The 20156-nt window shown below is 76.3% G+C and carries 12 protein-coding genes, 2 tRNA genes and 1 pseudogene; 10 read left to right on the top strand and 5 right to left on the bottom strand.

From position 1 onward, the window contains the following. Positions 1–320: 320 nt before the first annotated feature. A pseudogene (locus ACIA8Q_RS32895) lies at positions 321–1637 on the bottom strand (PP2C family protein-serine/threonine phosphatase); the annotation flags it as partial. 169 nt (positions 1638–1806) lie between these two features. Then, positions 1807–3243 (bottom strand): FAD-dependent oxidoreductase, encoded by a 1437-nt coding sequence (locus ACIA8Q_RS32890; RefSeq protein WP_360218602.1) that lies wholly within the window; start codon positions 3241–3243, stop codon positions 1807–1809. Between the two features lie 478 nt (positions 3244–3721). On the opposite strand from ACIA8Q_RS32890, the gene ACIA8Q_RS32885 reads away from it, so the two are divergent. Beyond that, a complete protein-coding gene (locus ACIA8Q_RS32885; RefSeq protein WP_396318244.1) occupies positions 3722–4585 on the top strand; it encodes a TetR/AcrR family transcriptional regulator in 864 nt (287 codons plus the stop codon). Positions 4586–4913: 328 nt separating this feature from the next. Continuing rightward, positions 4914–7199 (top strand): sigma-70 family RNA polymerase sigma factor, encoded by a 2286-nt coding sequence (locus ACIA8Q_RS32880; protein WP_360218596.1) that lies wholly within the window; start codon positions 4914–4916, stop codon positions 7197–7199. 63 nt (positions 7200–7262) lie between these two features. Here ACIA8Q_RS32880 and ACIA8Q_RS32875 read toward each other — a convergent pair whose 3' ends face one another. The 3 genes from ACIA8Q_RS32875 to ACIA8Q_RS32865 all read right to left on the bottom strand — a co-directional run bounded on the left by ACIA8Q_RS32875 (position 7263) and on the right by ACIA8Q_RS32865 (position 10955). Then, on the bottom strand, positions 7263–7967 hold the full coding sequence (locus ACIA8Q_RS32875) for a DsbA family oxidoreductase (protein WP_396318243.1): 705 nt from the start codon (positions 7965–7967) through the stop codon (positions 7263–7265). A 156-nt stretch (positions 7968–8123) separates the two neighbouring features. Beyond that, the gene (locus ACIA8Q_RS32870; protein ID WP_360218590.1) at positions 8124–8645 is read right to left on the bottom strand and encodes a universal stress protein; all 522 of its coding nucleotides are present in this window, start codon (positions 8643–8645) and stop codon (positions 8124–8126) included. Between the two features lie 159 nt (positions 8646–8804). Continuing rightward, entirely contained in the window at positions 8805–10955 is a 2151-nt protein-coding gene (locus ACIA8Q_RS32865; RefSeq protein ID WP_396318242.1) for an asparagine synthase-related protein, read from the bottom strand. A gap of 705 nt (positions 10956–11660) precedes the next feature. On the opposite strand from ACIA8Q_RS32865, the gene ACIA8Q_RS32860 reads away from it, so the two are divergent. The 8 genes from ACIA8Q_RS32860 (at position 11661) to ACIA8Q_RS32825 (ending at position 20045) form a co-directional block, all read left to right on the top strand. Then, positions 11661–13088, top strand: a complete 1428-nt coding sequence (locus tag ACIA8Q_RS32860) for an MFS transporter (protein WP_360218584.1) — start codon at positions 11661–11663, stop codon at positions 13086–13088. Positions 13089–13165: 77 nt separating this feature from the next. Then, positions 13166–13223, top strand: a tRNA-Ser gene (locus ACIA8Q_RS32855). Positions 13224–13642: 419 nt separating this feature from the next. Continuing rightward, positions 13643–15220, top strand: coding sequence for a TROVE domain-containing protein (locus ACIA8Q_RS32850; protein ID WP_396318241.1), 1578 nt, complete (start codon positions 13643–13645; stop codon positions 15218–15220). Between the two features lie 130 nt (positions 15221–15350). Then, positions 15351–16586, top strand: a complete 1236-nt coding sequence (lhgO, locus tag ACIA8Q_RS32845) for an L-2-hydroxyglutarate oxidase (protein ID WP_387907575.1) — start codon at positions 15351–15353, stop codon at positions 16584–16586. Positions 16587–16641: 55 nt separating this feature from the next. Further along, positions 16642–17472 (top strand): tRNA (guanosine(46)-N7)-methyltransferase TrmB, encoded by an 831-nt coding sequence (trmB, locus tag ACIA8Q_RS32840; protein WP_360218576.1) that lies wholly within the window; start codon positions 16642–16644, stop codon positions 17470–17472. Positions 17473–17588: 116 nt separating this feature from the next. Further along, positions 17589–18887 (top strand): PrsW family intramembrane metalloprotease, encoded by a 1299-nt coding sequence (locus tag ACIA8Q_RS32835; RefSeq protein ID WP_396318240.1) that lies wholly within the window; start codon positions 17589–17591, stop codon positions 18885–18887. Positions 18888–18975: 88 nt separating this feature from the next. Then, positions 18976–19049 (top strand) — tRNA-Met (locus ACIA8Q_RS32830). 195 nt (positions 19050–19244) lie between these two features. Beyond that, positions 19245–20045, top strand: a complete 801-nt coding sequence (locus tag ACIA8Q_RS32825; RefSeq protein ID WP_360218570.1) for a hypothetical protein — start codon at positions 19245–19247, stop codon at positions 20043–20045. Positions 20046–20156 lie beyond the last annotated feature (111 nt).

The raw sequence follows: 20156 nt of genomic DNA, 5'->3' as shown, positions 1-20156 counted from the left end.
TGTTTTCCGCTCCGTTTTCCGGGGCTTCGTCATCCAACTCGCCGGTGTCTTCCGGGGTTTGACGCCCCGTCCGACGTTTCAAACTCTAGCCGATCTCCGCTCCGAAAAGCGAATCCGGCCGCAATCCAATAAAACGAGCACGCCGAATACGCACCGAGCCGCGACAAAGCGCGACCCAGCCCGAGCCGGGAAGTGGTGTTTCGAAGGATTGGCTGCCCCGGGACCGTCCGCGCCGATGCGTGTCCGGTGCTCCCTGCCAGGCAGCTCGAAGAACACTAGACCTCGGGTGGAGTCGAGTCAAGCCCCGGTTCCGTGCCGGTGCCGGCCTGCTCGGCGGGCAGGTGGAAGGCCAGCACGGCGACGTCGTCGTCGTGCTCGGAGGTCACGCCCATGGCCCGCAGCAGCCGGGCGCAGATCACGTCGGGTGCGCCGACCGCGCCGGTCAGGGTGCGGGCGAGGAGGTCGAGGCCCTGGTCGATGTCCTCGTCGCGGCGTTCGACCAGACCGTCGGTGTAGAGGACGCCGGTGGTCCCGGGCAGCAGGCGCAGGGTGTGGGAGACGTGGAGGCCGTCGCCGGTGCCGAGCGGGGGGCCGTTCTGCTCCTCGCTGCGCAGGACGGTGCCGTCGGGGCAGCGCAGCAGCATGGGGAGGTGGCCGGCGGAGGCGTAGGAGAGGGTGCGGCGGTGCGGGTCCCAGACGGCGTAGGTGCAGGTGGCGATCTGGTTGGCGTCGATCTCCATGGCGAGGCCGTCGAGCAGGCGCATCACCTCGTGCGGCGGCAGGTCGAGGCGGGCGTAGGCGCGGACGGCGGTGCGCAGCTGGCCCATGACGGCCGCGGCGCGCAGTCCGCGGCCCATGACGTCGCCGATCACGAGGGCCGTCCGGCCGCCGTCGATGGCGATGACGTCGTACCAGTCGCCGCCGACCGCGGCCTCGGCGCCGCCGGGCTGGTAGGTGGCGGCGACCCGGAGGTCGGCCGGCTGGTCGAGCTTCTGCGGGAGCAGGCTGCGCTGGAGGGTGACGGCGGCCTCGCGCTGGCGGCGTTCGGCCTCGCGGAGCCGGGCGGCGGCGAGGACCTGGTCGGTGACCTCGGCGGCGAAGATCAGCACGCCGGCGGGCGGTCCGTCGCCGGGGGTGTCCGCGGGGCCCGCGGGGTGTCCGTCGTCGCCGGTGTCGCCGGGGCCGAGCGGGACGCAGGAGACGTTGTAGTAGCGGTTGCCGGTGAGGCCGAGGATGCAGCGGGCCTTGACGCTGCGGGGCCGCCCGCTGCGGATGACCTGGTCCATCAGGGGCAGGACGCCCATGGTGCCGAGTTCGGGGAGGGCCTCGCCGGCGGGGAGGCCGGTGGTGCGGTCGCCGAAGAGTTCGCGGTAGGCGCGGTTGGCGTAGCCGAGCTGGTGGTGCGGGCCGTAGGTGACGGCCACGGGGGCGGGGATGCGGTTGAGGACCTCGCGCAGGTTCTGGGGTTTGTGCGGGTCGAGGAGTTCGGCCGGACCGGGGAGGTGCGTGGGGTCGCGGGGGCTGGGGACGACGACCCCGTCGGTGGCGGGCGCGCCGTCGTCGGTGCCGGTCCCGGTGGGCGGGGCGGCACGCCGGGGGACTCCGGTGAGCCGGGCGCTCCAGCGCATGAGGTTCAAACGACGGCCGCTTCCTCGATTTCCAGGCATATCATCACTTTTTGTGTGCATGGCAACACACGGGGTAATGACTAGGTTGGGCTGATCCTGTCAGGCGAGGGCCCGATTCCGGAAGTCGCCCGCCCGGCGTGGTCGTACGATCCGCGCCCGGGCCCGGGCGCCGGGGCGCTCACCGGGGGCCTTCCGGGCCGCCCTCGGGCCGCCGGCCGAACCCCGCCTCGAACTCCGAACGCGGGTGCTCCACGGCGCCCAGCGAGACCACCTCGCGGGAGAACAGCCCGCCCAGCACCCAGTCCATCAGCACCCGCACCCGGCGGTCCGCGCTCGGCAGCCGCCGCAGGTGCCGGGTCCGGTGCAGCCACCAGGCCCGCCGACCGGTCAGCCGGCCGCCGCCCCGGGTGTGGGCGACGGCGCGGTGACGGCCCAGGGAGGTGGAACAGGCGGCGCGACCGGGCCGGTACTCGGCGAGCTGCGGCGCGTGCGGGCCGGCGTCCAGCGCGATCGCGATGTTCCGCGCGAGCAGTTCGGCCTGGGCGAAGGCGTGCTGGGCGTTGGGGGCGCAGGGCGCTCCGTCCGCGGCCGGGTCCGGTACGGCGGCGCAGTCGCCGGCCGCCCAGACACCGGGCAGCGCCCGCCCGTCCGGGCCGACGGCCTGCAGGGTGGCGAGGCAGCGGACCCGGCCGAGGGTGTCCAGCGGCAGGTCCGTGTCGCGCAGCAGCGGGGAGGGCCGCACCCCGGCCGTCCAGACCAGCGTGCGGGCGGCGAAGCGGCTGCCGTCGGAGAGCGCGACGACCCGGCCTACGGCGGACTCCAGCGTGGTGCGCAGCCGGACGTCGACGCCGCGCTCGCGGAGCTGGCCGAGGGTGTGCTCGGCCAGCTCCGGCGACTCCTCGGCCAGGATCCGGTCGGTGGCCTCGACCAGCACCCAGCGCAGGTCCTCGACGGCGACGTTGTGGTAGTCCCGGACCGCGTGCCGGGCCATGTCCTCCAGCTCGGCGAGCGCGCCCACGCCCGCGTAGCCGCCGCCGACGAAGACGAAGGTGAGCGCGGACTGGCGCAGCGCGGGGTCGCGGGTGGCGGAGGCGAGGTCGAGCTGGTCCAGCACGTGGTTGCGCAGGCTCACCGCCTCGCCGACGGTGGAGAAGCCCCGGCCGTGCTCCGCGAGGCCCGGCACGGGCGCGGTGCGGGAGACCGAGCCGGGCGCCACCACCAGGAGGTCGTAGGGGAGCTCGACCGGGGCCGGGGGGTCGCCCGGGTTCGCGGCGTCGGCGAACGCGCGCCGGGCGGCGTGCTCGATCCGGGTGATCCGGGCGGTCAGCACCCGGCAGTGCGGCAGGGCCCGGCGCAGCGGGACGACCACGTGCCGGGGGTCGATCGAGCCGGCCGCGACCTCGGCCAGCAGTGGGTGGTAGGTGAAGTACGCCTGCGGCTCGACGACGGTGATCTCCACCTCGCCCTTCCGCAGCCGTTCCCGCAGGCCGCGCTGCAGGTGCAGCGCGGTGGCCATCCCGGCGCAGCCGCCGCCGGCGATCAGGATCCTGATGGTGCGCCTCCTGCCGATGTGACGATTCGTCCCGGCCTCGCGGTCGGGGGTGTCCCCCGGCACGCCCCCCTATGAAGGACCGGCGGGGGCGGTCTTGTCCACAGTCCGTACCGGGCCGGATGGGGCGGGAGTGCCGGGTGTGGCCACTTGTGCTGCCCGGGCGACTTTCTGACGCACTTTCGGCCGCGAACGGCCGTGAACTATGGTCGGATTGTGTGCTGGAGCGGCTACCGCCATGACAATCGGCGGCGACGCACCGTGGAGCGGCCACTACGGCCAGTTCCAGCGTTGGCACGAGAACCCGACTGCGGGACAGTCATCCGGGGAAGGGTAGTTCCCGGACGAGGCCCCGGACGGTGCCGACGCGCCGGGCCGGACGCGAACCGGACCGGCGGCACGAACCGTGGTCACCAGGGACGGGACGGGCGGCACGAGCGATGGGTCATCGGGTCATCAATGACGGGCTGAGCTGCACCGGGGGGTGCAGGGGCGGGCGACGACAGGGTCCGGGTTCGGGCGCCTGCGGGGGAGAGTTGGGATGATGGAACAGGAGCAGGTGTTGGGACGGGCGGGTGCACCGCACACCGGTCAGGGCATGGTGCCGGAGCAACGCGGCCCGGTGGACCTGACGCCGCACACCGGGACGGCCTACGCGGCCGTCCCCTACCGGTCGGAGCTGCCGCAGGCCGTCGCGCCCGTACCCGGGGCCAGGCTGCGGGTGGACGCCCGGCGGAACCTGGAGAGCGTGCTGCGGGCCGCCCGCGAGGTGTTCGGCGAGTTCGGCTACGGCGCGCCCATGGAGGAGGTCGCGCGGCGGGCCGGGGTGGGCGTCGGGACGGTCTACCGGCGCTTCCCGAGCAAGGAGGTGCTGGTCCAGCGGATCGCCGCCGAGGAGGTGGCCTGGCTGACGGCCCAGGCGCGGGAGTCGCTCTACGGCGGCGACGGCGCGTGGGAGTCACTGGCCGGCTACCTGGCCCGCGCGGTGCACACCGGTGCCGGGCGGCTGTTGCCGCCGGAGGCGTTCCGGTACGCGGAGGAGCTGGGCCGGGTGCCCGGGCAGCGGGTCACCGAACCCGCCGCCGTCCGGTTCGACCTGCGCGGCGATGACGCCCAGGGCGGTGCGGCCGCCGAGCCGTCGGCGGCGGACGCCGATCCGCGGCTGCTGCTCCAGCTGCTGGCGGCGCTGGTCGCCCGGGCCGGCGCGGCGGGCGAACTGCGGCCCGGCGTCACGGTGTCGGACGTGGTGCTGGTGCTCACCGCCTCGGTCCCGGTGCACGCGGCCCGCACGGTGCCGGCGCACGCGGCCGGCTTCTCGGCCGGTGCTCCGCAGACGGAGGGTCACCCGCCGTCCGGGCCTTCGGACCGTCTGCTGGAGATCCTGCTGGACGGCCTGCGGGCGCGCTGACGCGGCACCGCCGGGTCGGCCCACGGGCCCGGCGGGCAAGGGAGTTGGACGATTGACCGGCGCGCGCTCCGGCGAGGCGCGCCGGATGACCGCGACGCGCACCCCGCGGCCGCGCGCCGGGCGAACACATCCGCGACCACCCCTCGGAAGAGTGGGTCCGGCTACCGCCCCCCTCTGCGCTATGCCATCCTTTGCCCGTGGTTGGAGCCAATGTCCCGATGCGCGCCCTTCGCGCGCCGTCGGCGCCGTACAGCGGGGAACAGCGCGCCCACGCGCTCCCGCACGCTCTGCCACGCTTCGGGGGCTGTCGTGGAGTCTGGGGTCCGTTGTGAGCGCCGAGGAACAGAACGAGTACGGGTACGGCCTCGACTTCGGTCCGTCCGGAGGACTCCCCGGAGGACGGCCGGGCCGTCCGGCCGACGGGCCCGCCGCCGCCTCCGGCGGCCCCGCCCACGGGCCGGGCCACGCCCAGGCGCCCGGCGCCCCCGGCCCGACCACCGGACAGGTCCCCGACCAGGCCGGCATGCCCAGCCGTGAGTCCCTCTCCGCCTCCGCCGCCGCGCTGCCCACCGGCCGGGTGCCCGGCCAGGCCCCGGCCGGCCGGGGCGGTGTGGCCCCGGAGGCCTTCGTCGGCGGGGGCGGCCGCCCGGCCCGCCCCACCGTGCCCGCCCCCGCCGACCCGGTCGACGGCGAGCGGCCGCCCTCCGACGCCGAGTTGACCGCCCTGGTCCGGGCCGGCGACGACACCGCGTACGAGGAGATCTACCGGCGGCACGCCGAATCCGTCCGCCGCTACGCCCGCACCTGCTGCCGGGACAGCTTCACCGCCGAGGACCTCGCGGGCGAGGTGTTCGCCCGCACCCTGCAGGCCCTCAGGGCGGGCAAGGGCCCGGAGTTCGCCGTCCGCGCCTACCTGCTGACGGCCGTGCGCAACGTCGCCGCGGCCTGGACCCGCAGCGAGCGGCGCGAACAACTCGTCGACGACTTCGGCGTGTTCGCCCAGACCTCGGCCGCCGTCGTCGACCTCGACCTCGCCGACCCGGGCGCCGACGCCTGGGCGATGGCGATGGCCGACCAGCGCATGGTCATGCAGGCGTACGCCGAACTCCCCGAGGACGACCGGGTGGTGCTCTGGCACACCGAGGTCGAGCGGGAGTCGCCGAAGACCGTCGCGGTGATGCTCGGCAAGACCGCCAACGCCACCGCCGTCCAGGCCCACCGGGCCCGCGACCGGCTCGCCGCCGGCTTCCTGCAGGCCCACGTCTCCGGCAGCCAGGACGGCTCCTGCGCGGCGTACGCCAACCGGCTCGGCGCGTACGCCCGCGGCTCGCTGCGCAAGCGCGCCTCGGCGGAGGTCGGGCGGCACCTCCAGGAGTGCGACCGCTGCACGGCCGCCTGCCTGGAACTGACCGAGATCAACACCGGCCTGCGCGCGCTGCTGCCCGGCGGCGTGCTCGTCTGGGTCGGGGCCGGCGGGCTCGGCGCCGCGGCGGCCGCCGTCGGCGGGGCCGCCGCGGTCGGCGGGGCGGTGGCCGGCGGGGCTGCGGCGACCTCCGGTTCGGCCGGCGCCGGTACCGGCGCCGCGGCGGCCGGCGCGGGCGCCACCGCGGGCTCCGGCGGTGGCGGTGGCGCGGCCGCCGTGGCCGCCGTGGCCGCCGAGGGCCTGGGCGCCGCCGCCAAGGCCGGGATCGCCGCCGCCGTCGCGGTGGCCGCGGCCGCCGTCGCCGCGTACGCGCTCACCGGATCCTCCGAACCCCTGCCCCCGGCGGCGGCTCCCGCCGTCACCAGCGCCCCGGCCGCCCCGAGTCCGGTGGCGCCCGCCCCCGCGCCGCCCGCCCCCGCGCCAGCCCCGAGCAGTGCCGAACCGGAGCCGGAGCCGCCCGCGCCGAGCCCGGTCGCCGAGCCGGTCACCCGGCCGACGCGCGCCCCCGCTCCCACCCCGACCGCGGCGCCGACGAGGCCGAAGGCCGCACCGCTCACCCCGCGGGCCACGCCGGCCCCGGAGCCGACCCGCACCCCGGAGCCGGAGCCGACCCCGGTCGCGTCCCCCGTGCCGACGCCGACCGTGCCGGCCGTCCCCACCCCCGAGCCGCCGGACGTCCCCGTGCCGACCGTGCCGCCGGTGCCCACCCCGACCGTCGTCCCGCCCTCGCCGCCGGCTCCCACCGACTTCTGGGCCGACTCGCTGCCCGTGGTCAAGCCCGGCCGGAACCGGGTGCCGCCGGAGGGGCCCAGCATCCGGCAGAACGGCAGCGACTGGTTCTGGCAGCGCGCCGGGGCCTGGATCGCCGGTGACCGCCACCCGCACGCCGTGACCGTGCGCGCCCCGGCGACCACCGTGATCGACCTCAACCGCGGCTGCACGTCCTTCGACGCCGTCGCCGGGGTCGACGACACCACCCTGTCGCCCGGCGGCGTGGTCTTCACCGTCCAGGGCGGTGACGGCGACGTCCTGTGGCGCTCCCGCCCGTTGGCCGCCGGGGACGACGCCGTCCCGGTGCACGTACCGCTGGCCGGGCAGCGGTCGATCCGGCTGGTGGTCACACCGGTGCACGGGGTCTGGTCGGCGCTGAACGTGGCGGACTGGGCCGAGGCCCGCTTCAGGTGTTCCTGAGGCGGGCCCCGGCGGGGTGCGTCAGCGGCCCCGGTCGGACCGGGGCGGGCGGGACGGGTCGGGTCAGATCGCGCAGGCGCCGTCCGCGCAGGCCTCCCCGGCCGGGGCGACCTGCACCGGGGCCGGCCGGCGCTCGCCGATCTCGGCGGCGACCTGCTCCAGCACCTTGTGGAAGGTGTCGGCCTCCTGACCGCCCTGCACCGCCCACTTGCCCTCGAACACGAAGGTCGGCACGGCGGTGATGCCCAGCTCCCGGGCCTCGGCCAGCTGGGCCCGGACCTCGTCGGCGCCCTCCTCGCCGGCCAGGTAGGCCGTCACGCGGTCCCGGTCGAGTCCGGCGGACACCGCGACGTCCGCCAGCGCGGCGCGGTCGCCGACGTCGACGCCGTCGGTGAAGTGCGCCTTCAGCAGGGCCTCCTTCAGCCGCCCCTGGGCGGCCGGGCCGTACTCGGTCTCGGCGAGGTGCAGCAGGCGGTGGCCCAGGAAGGTGTTGGCGTGCAGCGCGGCGTCGAAGTCGTAGGCGATGCCCTCCGCCAGCCCCAGCTCGGCCACCCGGGCGTCCATCGCCACGGACTGCGGGCCGTAGCGCTCGGCCAGCCAGGCGCGGTGCGGGCTCGCCGTCGCGGGCGCGTCCGGGACGAGCTGGTACGGCCGGTAGACCACCTCGACGCCCTCCCGGCCCGGGAAACCCTCCAGCGCCTCCTCGAAACGGCGCTTACCGATGTAGCACCAGGGGCAGGCGATGTCGGACCAGATCTCGACCTTCATGAAGGGGGCTCCAGGGGTGGGGGCGGGGGACGCTTGTCGGGATAGGTGAACGATGAACCATCTCGGTACATTCCCGACACCGCCGGCCGGCCGTCCCTCTGCCCGACTGCCCGGTGGTCCGGTGGTCCGTCCGCCCGGGCGACCGTCCGTCCGCGGTCAGGCCTCGACGGGCGCCGGGACCACCAGCACCGGGCAGGCCGCGTGGTGCACGGCCGCCGCGCTCACCGAACCCAGCAGCAGCCGGGCGAAGCCCCCGTTCCCCCGCGTGCCCAGCACCATGGTGTGCTGCCGGGTCGACGCCTCCAGCAGCACCTCGATCACGTTCCCCAGCACCACGTGCAGCGACATCTCCCCGGCGAACGGCTCGGCGCGCTGCCGCTGAACCGCCGCCACCGCACGGCGCAGCCCGTCCGCCATGCTCTCGACCAGCGTCTCCACGCTCTCCTGCACCAGCTCCGCCATCCCGGGCGGATAGCCGGCCGGCGCCGGGTTGACCACGGCGAGCACGTACAGCGGCAGGCCGAAGAGCTCCGCCTCGGTCATCGCCCGGTCCAGGGCCCACAACGACCCGTCCGACCCGTCGCACGCGGCCAGCACCCCCGGCGGCCGGCCCGTCGGCGGCCGACCCAGCACCGACAGCACCACGGGTACGGACTCCTCCGCGCTCACGCTGGCCACCACGACCTCCTCACCCGCGGACCGGCTCCGCCCCGCCATCATCGCCCGGCGCCGGCCCCGAGCCCCGCCGTCCCGGACCGGGCGCGCCGCGGCGGGCCGACCGCGCACCGGACCGCCGGACCCGCGCCCACCTGGCTGATCCGCGCCGCCCGCCGGCGGTCAGCCGAACCGGACCGGGGCCAGTGCCGGCGGGCGGGCCACCGGCAGGCCCGTCCAGCAGGCGCCGTGGCGGCGGGCCCGCACCCGGCGGAGCCAGAGCTCGGTCGAGACCAGCTCCGCGAGGCCGGCGAGGGCCGCCGGGGAGAGCGGGGTCGCGGGGTCGGTGAGGCCGGCCCGGACGGCGGAGAGGTCGATCAGGCCCGCCTCGGCGAGCAGCGGGGCGTCGAAGAGCTCGGCGATGCCGTCCGCGGCGAGGCGCAGGCCGGCCCGGGCGGGGGCGGTGCGGTCGGGGCGCGGTCCGCGGCCCCAGTCGGGGGGCAGGTCGGTGCGTCCGGCGCCGGTGAGCACGGCGTGCAGCAGGGCGTGCCGGGCGCCGGGCTGGAGCCGGACGTCGTCGGGGAGCAGCCGGGCGGCGCGGACCACCTGGTTGTCGAGGAACGGCGCGTGCAGCCGCTGGCCGGGCTGCTCGGCGGCGTGGACGAGCGTGCGGTAGGAGCGCGCGTGCCGGTGGAGGGCGTGCCGGGCGCGGTGCGCGCCTGGATGTTCCTCGGGCGCCGGTCGGCGCGCCGCCAGTCGGAGCCGCAGGGCGACCGAGGAGAGCGCCTCGTCGGAGAGCCAGCGGGCGGCCGGGCCGGGGACGCACCAGGCGAGGTCACCGGCAGAGCGGTCCCCCGCCGTGCCGGCCCCGCCCGGGACGTGCCGGGCCGTCAGCTTGGCCGCCGCGTCGTCCAGCGCCTCGGCGTACCGGACCCGGGAGAGCCGGTGGGCGGCCCGGACCACGGTGAGCGGGGTGCGCAGCGCCCCGGTCAGCACCCCCGCGACGGCGCGGTCCGCCCCGGCCAGTGCGGCGACCGGGGGCAGCAGCTCGCGCGGGCGCCCGGCCCGGATCAGGTCGGCGAGCCGGGCGGGGTGCCCGTCCAGGACCTGCCGGGCGCCGTAGCCGGTGAGGTGGTCGGTGCCGCCGACGTCGAAGCGGGCTTCGGCGCGGGAGGCCGCGACGAGCTCGGGGCCCGGCTCGTCGGTCAGCCGGCCGGCCGGGGCGTCGGCCCGCAGCCCGGCGTACGGGAGGGTCCCGGGGCCGGGGTCGAGCACGGTGTGCCGCAGCCGGGGGGTGTCGGGGGCGAGCGCCAGGGTGGTCGGCGGCTCGGTCTCGCCGAGCGTGACGGCGGCCAGCTGTTCCGGCGGGGCGGGCTCCCGGGCCGCGGCGCGGGCCCAGGAGCCCTTGACCGCGCCGTTCCTGGCGACGCCGGCGCCGCCCGCGCCGGGCCCGGGCGCGGCGCTCGCGGGTGCGGGCGGCAGCGGGACGGCCGCGGCCAGCAGGGCGACGGTGGCGGAGGCGGTCCCGTAGGAGAGGTCGACGCCGAGCCGGGCGCGGGCGGCGGCGCCGGAGGGCGGCGCGGGCGCGGTGGTGCGGACCCGGGAGCGGACGGACTCCAGCAGCGCGCGGGTGAGTTCGCGGACCGCGGGCGCCTCGTCGCGCGGCTGCTCGCGGACGGCGGGATCGTCGTACGCGGACACGTAGGGACGGCCGCCGCGGACGGCGAGCACGTGGCCGGGCGGCACCTGCTGGACGCCCAGGTACGGGGTGCCGCTGCCGAGCGCCTCGGGCGATTCGGGGCAGGCGAGCCGGGCGGCCAGGTGGCCGGTGTCCAGCGGGGCGCCGACCAGGTCGGCGAGCGGGAGGGCGGCGGTGGCGTAGGCGGTGCCGCCGGCCCAGGGGGTGTGGAAGACGGGCTGGGCGCCGGCCAGGTCGGTGAGCAGCAGGGTGGAGCGGGTGCCGGTGCGCAGCACGACGGTGTAGCTGCCGGGCCAGGCGGTGAGGTGGCGGACGGCTCCGCCGCGGGCGGCGGCGAGGCCGGCGGCGAGTTCTGCGTCGGCGGCCCCGCAGTGGCCGAGGACGGCGAGGCGGGTGGTGGCGGGGGTGTCCTCGACGGGGTCGGGCGCGGTGGGGCCCGTGGTGACGGTGGCGGGCGCGCCGGGGCGGAGCGTGGCGAGGCGGATCTCCTCGGGGCGCCAGTCGCCGACGGCCCAGAGCGGGTCGGGGCCGGTCCACAGGGGGCGCGCGGCGATCGGCGCGACCGTTCCGGGCGTCTCGTGCGCGGGCGTGCCCGCCCGGAGCGCGCCCGTGCTCCAGCCCGTCAGCCACCGCATCGCGCCTCCACCCGACGAGGACCTCCACCCGAGCGGCGCGTCCACCGCCGGGCGGCTCCTCGCCGGTCCGCGGCGTGCCGTGGCGGCCGCCCCGTTTCCGGCGCGCCGTCAGGAGACATCGTGCCACCGGTCGGCGCATCCGTGGCAGGTGTCGGGGGTTCCGGTTCCGTGGCCGATCCCCTTGCCACCGAAGGGTGTTGACGTGCTCACGCACGTGACGGGGCGGGCCGGGCCTCCCCCTCCCCGGCCCGGACCGCCCCCCGCACCGCCTTGGCATGGGCATCGCGAGATGGCCGAAAGGCGTCGCCCGGTCCGGGAGGGCGTCCGCACGCCCTCCCGGACCCAGCCACCGCCCGCGGGGATGGAGGCGGCGGTGTCCCCCGGCCCGCCGGGTCCTCGACGGCGGGCCGACCCACGGGCACCAGCGAATCGCCGACCAGCCGGTCGGGCCAGGGGGCACGGCCGGGCGCACGTGAACACGGGACCGGAGCACGACGCTCCGGCGCGCGGTAATACCCACCCGCGCCGAGTGGTCCGGACCAACCCCGGCGCCCGGCCCGCGCGACACCGCCGGGTGCGCGATCCCGCCATCCGGAATGCGGCCTCTTAACCGTCGGAACGCGTCCGACTACTCTAGGTACAGCAGCTACGGCCCGGTGCCGCCCGGGCCCCGCGCACAAGGCCGCAGGAGGTGCCGCCGCCACCATGACCGTCAGCCCACGAGGACCGAACGAACGGCTCGGCACGCTCCTGACCCTCGCCCAGATCAGCAACGCCGGACTTGCCCGCCGGGTCAACGACCTCGGCGCCCAGCGCGGTCTGACACTGCGGTACGACAAGACCTCGGTGGCCCGCTGGGTCAGCAAGGGGATGGTCCCGCAGGGGCCCGTCCCGCACCTGATCGCCACCGCCATCGGCGGCAAACTCGGCCGCCCGGTACCGCTGGAGGAGATCGGGCTCGGCGACACCGACCCGGCCCCCGAACTCGGCCTGGCCTTCCCGCGCGACGTCGCCGAGGCCGTCCGCTCCGCCACCGACCTGTGGCGGGTCGACCTCGACCTGCGCCGCGGCCCCGGCGGCGGACGCTGGAGCGACAGCCTGGCCGGCACCTTCTCGGTGGCCGCCTACGCGACGCCCGTCTCGCGCTGGCTGATCACCCCGGCGGACGGCTCGGTGGCCCGCGAGGTGCCGCGCTCCCCCAGCGACGCCTCCTCCTACCGGGTCGGCCACTCGGACGCCGCCAAGCTCCGCGAGGCCGCCCAGGAGGCCCGCCGCTGGGACTCCAAGTACGGTGGCGGGGACTGGCGTTCGTCCATGGTGCCGGAGTGCCTGCGGGTCGAGGCGGCCCCGCTGCTGCTCGCCTCGTACAGCGACACCGTGGGCCGGGCGCTGTTCGGCGCGACCGCCGAACTGACCAGGCTGGCCGGGTGGATGGCCTTCGACACCGGGCAGCACGAGGCGGCCCAGCGCTACTACATCCAGGCCCTGCGGCTCGCCCGGGCCGCCGCCGACGTGCCGCTCGGCGGCTACGTGCTCGCCTCGATGAGCCTGCAGGCCGGGTACCGGGGCTTCGCCGAGGAGGCGGTGGACCTCGCCCAGGCCGCCCTGGAGCGCAACCGGGGCCTGGCGACCGCCCGGACGATGAGCTTCTTCCACCTGGTGGAGGCGCGGGCCCAGGCCAAGGCCCGCAACGCGGCGGCGTGCGCGACGGCGCTCGGTGCCGCGGAGAGCGCGCTCGAGCGGGCGCGCGCCGGGGATCCCGATCCGGCGTGGATCGACTTCTACGCCTACGACCGCCTCGCCGCCGACGCCGCCGAGTGCTTCCGCGACCTCGGAGTGCCCGCCAAGGTCCGCCAGTTCACCCGGGAGGCGCTGGCCAAGCCCACCGAGGGCTACGTCCGCTCGCACGGACTGCGGCTGGTGGTCTCGGCGATGGCCGAGGCCGAGGCCGGCAACCTGGACGCCGCCGTCGCCGCCGGCGAACGCGCCGTCGAGGTGGCCGGCCGGATCTCCTCCCAGCGCAGCCGGGAGTACGTGGTGGAGATGCTGCGCCGCCTGGAGCCCTTCCACGGCGAGCGCCGGGTGCGCGAACTCGCCGAACGCGCCCGCGCGGTGACGGTCGCCCCGGCCTGACGGGGAGGCTCCCGGCGGTAATTCGGATGCACCGGCGGGAGGGGCCTGGCTATGGTCTCTCTCGTCCAGGTGCGCAGGCCGGGGTTACTTCCACTCCTAATGGGCAGGTCGCGGGTTCGAATCCCGTCACCGGCTTCGGGCCGGTGTAGCTCAGTGGCCAGAGCAGCTACGTCACCTCAGCCGCCTTCGATCTCTGGACACCCACACGTGAATACGTTTTCCGCACCTCCCGGTGCGCCGGCAGCGGTTACTTCGGTCGAGTGCCCCCGTGGGGCGCGTTGAAGCCGGATCTCCATCGACCGCGGCCGACTCCGATCTCGGGGGGCTGAGCGCCGGGGTGCCCGGTGCGCAGGCGGGGGTTACTTCGGATCTTGCGGTTCCGGGTTCGAGTCCCGGGCGTGCCGTGCGCGAGCGCGGCCGCTAGCTCAATCCGGGTAGAGCACAAGGCATACACCTCCGCCGACGTCGGCCTCCGGGCCGGCACGATCTCGGGCACCCCTTCCTCCGCCACGCCTCCCTCCCGCTCCGAACCAGCAGGCCAGGGGGGCTTCGCCATGTCCCGATTCAACGTCCGCAAGGCCAAGGCCGCACCGGCCTCGCCGGTCTCCACCACCGGCCGGCGCGCCCGCAACCACAACGGCGGCACCGGCCACGTCCGGGACCGCAGGTCCGAGCTCTTCCTGCTCGCCGTCGCCAACACCGTCGGCCAGGACACCTTCCACGAGCGCGCCGACGACCGCGACGACCGGTACGCCGCGCTGGTGCGCGAACTCGCCGTCGCCGATCCCGAGTGGACCCTCGGGCTGCTGCGCTGGCTGCGCCACGGCGCCCAGCTCCGGACCGCCGCACTGGTCGGCGCCGCCGAGTTCACCCGGGCCCGGCTGGACGCCGGTGCCCACGGCCACTCCCGGCAGGCCGTCGACGCGGTGCTGCGGCGCCCCGACGAGCCCGGCGAGCTGCTCGCGTACTGGACCTCGCGCTACGGCCGGGCGCTGCCCAAGCCGCTCAAGCGCGGCGTCGCGGACGCCGTCCGCCGCCTCTACGACGCCCGCGCGCTGCTGAAGTACGACACCCCGGGCAAGGGCTACCGCTTCGGTGACGTCCTGGAGCTGACGCACCCGGCCCCGGACCCGGCGAAGCCCTGGCAGGGGGCCCTGTTCGCGCACGCGCTGGACCGCCGGCACCGGCCGGAGGAGGCCGTCCCGCCCGCGTCCGACCCGCTGCTGACCGCCAACCGCGAACTGCTCGCGCTGCCGGTCGGCGAGCGGCGGGACGCCGTGACGGGGCCCGGCGGCGCCGAGCGGGTGGCCGCCGGCGGGCTGACCTGGGAGGCGCTGGCCGGCTGGCTGCAGGGCCCGCTGGACGCGGCCGTCTGGGAGGCCGTCATCCCGTCGATGGGCTCGATGGCGCTGGTGCGCAACCTGCGCAACTTCGACCGGGCCGGGGTGTCGGACGCGGTCGCGGCCGACGTCGCCCGGCGGATCGCCGACCCGGGGGAGGTCCGGCGCTCGCGCCAGTTCCCGTTCCGGTACCTGGCCGCCCACCGGCAGGCCCCGTCGCTGCGCTGGGGGCACGCGCTGGAGACCGCGCTCTCCCACTCGCTCGCCAACGTGCCCGCGCTGCCCGGCCGGACGCTGATCCTGGTGGACCGTTCCGGCTCGATGTTCGACCGGCCCGACGGCCCGACCCAGCTCAACCGGGCCGACTCGGCGGCGATCTTCGGCACCGCGCTGAAGGTCCGCGCCGCCGACGCCGACCTGGTCGAGTTCGGCAGCACCAGCCGGGTGGTGCCGGTCGCCCGGGGCGAGGCCGGGCTGCGGGTGCTGGAGCGCTTCTCCAGCCTCGGCGGCACCGACACCGCCGACGCCGTCCGCGCGCACTACCGCGGCCACGACCGGGTGGTGATCGTCACCGACGAGCAGACCGGCCCCGGCCGCTGGGGCCGCGACCCGCTCGCCGCGGTGCCGGCCGCGGTGCCCGTCTACACCTGGAACCTGGCCGGCTACGCCCTCGGCCACGGCCCCAGCGGCGGCGCGAACCGGCACACCTTCGGCGGCCTCGGCGACGCCGCGTTCCGGCTCATCCCGCTGCTGGAGGCCGGGCGGGACGCCCGCTGGCCCTGGGAGGCCTGAACCGCCGGAGCGCCGGGCCCGGGACGGGCGGTCGGGGGGCCGCCCGCCCCGGGCCCGGCGCGCCCTCGACCCGGCCCGCCCCGCGTGGCAGCATCGGCGGCGGGGGCGGACGGACGGCGAGGAGCTGGCGGTGGCGCACGACGTCGACGTGCTGGTGGTGGGCGGCGGGATCGTCGGCCTGGCCACGGCGTACGCGCTGACCCGGGCCCGACCGGGCCTGCGACTGGCGGTGCTGGAGAAGGAGCCCGGCTTCGCCGCGCACCAGACCGGCCGCAACAGCGGGGTGATCCACAGCGGCGTCTACTACCGCCCCGGCTCGTACAAGGCCCGCTACGCGGTGACGGGCGCCGCCGAACTGGTGGCGTTCTGCCGGGAGCAGGGCGTCCGGCACGAGGTCACCGGCAAGCTGATCGTGGCCACCGACGAACGGGAGCTGCCCCGGCTGGCCGCGCTGGCCGGACGCGGTCGGGCGAACGGCATCCCGGTCACCGAGCTGGACCGGGCCGGGATCACCCGGTACGAACCGGAGGTCACCGGACTGGCCGGGCTACACGTCGGCACCACCGGCATCTGCGACTTCCCCGCCGTCGCGATCGCCTACGCCCGGCTCGCCCGGGAGGCCGGCGCCCGGCTGCTCCCCGGCTGCGAGCTCCGCGCCGTGCACCGCCGGGCGGACGGCGTGACGGTGCGGACCTCCGACGGTGAGCTGCGCTGCCGGGTGCTGGTGAACTGCGCCGGGCTGCACAGCGACCGGATCGCCCGGCTGGCCGGCGACGACCCCGGTGTGCGGATCGTGCCGTTCCGCGGCGAGTACCACGAACTGGCCGAGGGCCGGCGGGGCCTGGTGCGCGGCCTGGTCTACCCGGTGCCCGACCCGGCCTTCCCGTTCCTGGGCGTGCACCTCACCCGGGGCGTCGACGGCGGCGTGCACGTCGGCCCGAACGCGGTGCCCGCCCTCGCCCGCGAGGGGTACGACTGGCGCACCGTCCGGCCGCGCGACCTGGCCGGCACGCTGGCCTTCCCCGGTGCCTGGCGGATCGCCCGGCGGCACTGGCGGTACGAGCTGGGCGAGTTGCACCGCTCGCTGTCCAAGCGGGCGTTCACCGAAGCCGTCCGGCGGCTGCTGCCCGCCGTCACCGCCGAGGACCTGGTGCCGGCCGGCGCCGGCGTGCGGGCCCAGGCCGTCGCCCGGGACGGCTCGCTGCTGGACGACTTCGCCTTCGCCGGCTTCGACCCGGCCGACCCGCGCTCCCCGCGCCGGACGGTGCACGTGCTGAACGCGCCCTCCCCCGCCGCGACGGCCTCGCTGCCGATCGGCCGCGAGGTGGCCCGCCGCGCGCTGGCCGCGCTGGAGGCCGGCGGATGAGCCGCGTCACAGGCCCCGCCGGGCGCCGCCGGCGGCCCCGTAGACTCGGGTGATTGTGACTGCCACCGCCCCGATCCCCCAGCCCTCGCCGTCCGCCCGGCTGTCCGCCGCGCCGGCCGGCTACCCCGCGCCGATGTACCCGCACAAGGCCACCGAGGCCCAGCACCGCGAGCGGCGCATCCGCAGCTTCCAGCCGCGCCGGGGCCGGATGACCAACGCCCAGGCGGGCGCCCTGGACCGGGGCTGGGAGACGTACGGCATACCGATCGACGGCAGCCCGCTCGACCTGCGGCAGCTGTTCGGCGGGCTGCCGGTCACCCTGGAGATCGGCTTCGGCATGGGCGAGACCACCGCCGCCATGGCCGCCGCCGACCCGTCGGCGGGCATCCTCGCCGCCGACGTCCACACCCCCGGCCACGGCAACCTGCTGGGCATGCTGGAGCGCGACGGGTCGCAGAACGTCCGGCTGGCCGCCGGTGACGCCGTGATCCTGCTGCGCGACATGCTGCCGGACGCCTCGCTGGCCGGCCTGCGGGTCTACTTCGCCGACCCGTGGCCCAAGCCCAAGCACCACAAGCGGCGGCTGGTCCAGCCGTCCTTCCTGGACCTCGTGCTGCCCCGGCTCGCACCCGGCGCCCTGGTGCACTGCGCGACGGACTGGGAGCCGTACGCGGAGCAGATGCTCGCCGTGCTGTCCGACTCCCCGGAGCTGGAGAACCTGCACCCCGAGGGCGACGGCACCGGCTGGCTGGAGCCCGCGGACCACCCGGACGGCAGCGTCCCGGGCTACGCGCCGCGACCGGACTGGCGCCCGGTCACCAAGTTCGAGCGGGCCGGACTGGCCAAGGGCCACGTCGTCCACGACCTGCTGTTCCGCCGCCGCTGAACCCCCGCCAGGCATTCGAACAGGCCACCGCACGCTGACCGTTCGGGCGCGCCCCGGACGGACGACTCGTCCCGAGTCCTCCCGACCCGGGGGTGCGGTGGCCTACCCTGTGCCGCATGGGCAGTCCGTCCGGCGGCGGGTCCCGGGCCACCGTCCAGGCCGCCGCCGACGCACCGGAGACCGGCCCGCGCACCGGAGACACCCGGACCATCCCGGGGCCCCGGAAGCGTAGGGCCCGGCGTCCGCTGTCCCGGCCGGACGCCCCGTTCCCCACGACCCCGGCCCCGCCGCCCCGGCGCGGGCGGTCGGTGGCGCTCTCCTCGGTCACCGCGACCGCCGTGCTCACCCTGGTCGGCTGCGGGGGGCTGATCCTGCACCTCGTCCAGCGGCAGACCGGCACCGTCGGGCTGCTGGTCGGGATCGGCCTCGCGATGGTGCCGCTGCCGTTCGTGCTCGGCGCCCTGGCCTGGCTCAACCTGACCGCCCGGGTGCCGCTGCGGCACACCGTGTTCTGCCTCGGCTGGGGCGCCTGCGCGGCCACCACCGTCGCCATCCTCGCCAACAACTGGACCGCCAGCTACCTCACCGCCCACCAGGGCGCGCTCGGCGAGCTGCTCGGCGCCGGCATCGCCACCCCGGTGATCGAGGAGACCGCCAAGGCCACCGCCCTGCTGGTGCTGCTGCTGCCGCTCGGCCAGCGGCTGCGCTGCCACGGCCGGCGCACCGGGCGGCCCTGCGACCCGCTGCTGCGCCGCCTGCCGGCGGCCCGGGTCCCCCGGCCGCACCCGCACCACCCGGCCGCCCCCGGCCGGCTCCGGCTGCGCCCGTACCTGCGCCCGCTGCCGTACCTGTGCCCGGCCCCGGCCTCCGGCACCGGCCCGCACCGCCGCTCACGGCCGCGCACCCTGGCCGCCGGGGTGGTGCTCGGCGGGATGACCGCCTGCGGCTTCGCCTTCACCGAGAACGCCCTCTACCTGGGCCGGGCCTTCACCAGCGACCAGCGGCAGCGGCTGGACAGCATCGGCCTCGGCGACCCGCCCAGCCTGCGCGACTTCGACAGCACCGTGCAGACCTTCGTGCTGCGGGCGCTGCTCTCCCCCTTCGCGCACCCGCTGTTCACCGCGCTCACCGGGATCGGCCTGGCCGTCGCCCTCACCAGCGGCCGGCGGTGGCTCTCCCGGCTGGCCGCGCCGCTCGGGCTGCTCTCCGCGATGGCCCTGCACGGCACCTGGAACGCCGCCGCCGACCTCGGGACGGACGGCTTCCTGGTGGTCTACGGCGTGCTGATGGTGCCGTGCTTCGCCGCGCTGGTCTGCTTCGCCGCCTGGGCCCGGGCCCGGACCACCCGGCACGCGTCGCGCCGGGGACCGGAGCACGGCGGGGGGCGTGCCGGCCGGGCCGCCCGGACCGTCTGAGGGGGGTTCCCCTCCGGGCCGCCCGCGAGGGGCGCCGGAGAAGCGATTTCCCATCGCGGCGACTTCCCCGTATTGTTGGGTTCACCGACGCGGGGTGGAGCAGCTCGGTAGCTCGCTGGGCTCATAACCCAGAGGTCGCAGGTTCAAATCCTGTCCCCGCTACTCAGTAGCACGAAAGGCCCGGAGGATCCGTCCTCCGGGCCTTTCGCGTTCCCCGGGCAAAGCGAGGCCACGGTCCTGCCACGAAGCTGTAACGGGGGCCAGTTCCAAGATCTGCTGTCCGTGGCCTCGACCATACTGAGGAAAAATTCATCCAGTTGGGGGCGGCCGGGCCGCGCCCGGATTAGGAAGCACCTCATGCTGTCGAAGCGCCTGGCCAGCACCGCCGCGATCTGCCTGCTCCTGGCGGCGGGCACCGCCGCATGCGGCGACAACAAGGGCGACACCAAGGGCGACGCCAAGACCGGCGCGGGCGCCGCGGCGGCCCCGCAGAAGCTCGACACCGACAAGCTGAGCGCGCAGGACATCGAGAAGCAGGCCAAGGACGCCCTCGCCGGCGCCACCTCCCTCAAGATCGCCGGCTCGATCGTCGACGAGGACGGCAAGACCGAGTTCAACCTGGCCGTGGACACCAAGGGCCAGTGCAACGGCACCATGTCCGCCGGGGACAAGGGCCAGTTCGAGATCATCAGCGACGGCAAGACCACCTACGTCAAGCCCGACAAGGCGTTCTGGACCAACCTCGGCGGCCCGAACGGCGCCCAGGCCGCGGAGCTGTTCAAGGGCCGCTACCTGACCGGTCCGGCCACCGACCCGAAGATGCAGTCGCTCGCCTCCGTCTGCAACCTCGCCGAGTTCAGCAAGAAGATCGTCGAGGACGACGGCTCGGACGGCAAGGCCGAGAAGGGCTCCGCCGGCACCGTCAACGGCGTGAAGACCTTCAGCCTCAAGGTCACCGACACCAAGGGCGAGGTCTCCACCATCCACGTCGCCACCGAGGGCAAGCCGTACCCCGTCCGGATCGAGCACACCGGCGCCAAGGACGGCAACGGCAGCGTCGACTTCAGCGACTTCGACAAGCCGATCACCGTCCAGGCCCCGCCGGCCGACAACACCATCGACTTCTCCAAGTTCGAGAACCAGATCAAGTCCGCCTGACCGGGCGCGGCCACCGCCCTGCGGACGCCCGGACGGTGGCCGCGAATAATCCGTTGCCCTCCCCGCGGTGGGCTGCCTATCGTGGCGGCACACTGAAAGGAGGTGATCCTG

The sequence above is a fragment of the Kitasatospora sp. NPDC051705 genome (assembly GCF_044453265.1).
Classification (GTDB): domain Bacteria; phylum Actinomycetota; class Actinomycetes; order Streptomycetales; family Streptomycetaceae; genus Kitasatospora.
The sequence above is the reverse complement of the archived record's forward strand: the minus strand, read 5'-3'. Positions and strand labels throughout refer to the sequence as shown.